General features: G+C 67.2%; 1 protein-coding gene. It reads left to right on the forward strand.

Annotated elements, in window-relative coordinates:
* Positions 1 to 704 (forward strand): IS256 family transposase (locus N803_RS17165; protein WP_035907577.1); only part of this gene is annotated, 704 nt, incomplete at its 5' end.
* Positions 705 to 755: the final 51 nt, after the last annotated feature.

Consider the following 755-nt stretch of genomic DNA (forward strand, 5'->3'; position numbering starts at 1 on the left):
CCGAGCACGGCATGGTCGTGTCCAAGGCGGTCGTGGTGGCCACTGGCGTCACCAGCCAGGGGCGCCGGGAGATCCTCGGGTTGGACGTCGGCGACAGCGAGGACGAGGTGTTCTGGCGCGCCTTCCTGACCGGGTTGAAGAAGCGGGGCCTGTCCGGGGTCCAGCTCGTCATCTCCGACCAGCACGCCGGCCTGGTCGCCGCGATCGGGCGAGCGATGCAGGGCAGTGCGCATCAACGCTGCCGCGTCCACTTCATCCGCAACGTCCTGGCGCACGTGGCCAAGGGCGAGGGCGAGATGGTCGCCGCCGTGTTCCGCACGATCTTCGCCCAACCCGACCTGGCCTCGATGGGCAAGCAGTGGGACAAAGTCCGCGACGAACTCGCCGCCCGCTACCCCAAGATCGGTGCCCTCATGGACGACGCGAAAGCCGAGGTCCTCGCCTTCGCGGTGTTCCCGCGCGAGCACTGGCGCAAGATCTGGTCCACCAACCCCCTCGAGCGCCTCAACAAGGAGATCAAACGCCGCGCCCGCGTCGTCGGGATCTTCCCCAACGAAGCCGCCGTCATCCGCCTCGTTGGAGCGGTCCTGGCCGACACCCACGACGAATGGGCCACCGACGAACGCCGCTACCTCTCCGAAGAATCCATGGCCAAGATCGGCAAGAGCGAGCAGACTGACACCGTCGCCCTCACCAAGGGCTGACCGGTCGGCATCGAGATGACCTCAAAGCCCACCACTCCACGGGACTCTTAC

The organism is Knoellia subterranea KCTC 19937, assembly GCF_000768685.1.
Lineage (GTDB): Bacteria > Actinomycetota > Actinomycetes > Actinomycetales > Dermatophilaceae > Knoellia > Knoellia subterranea.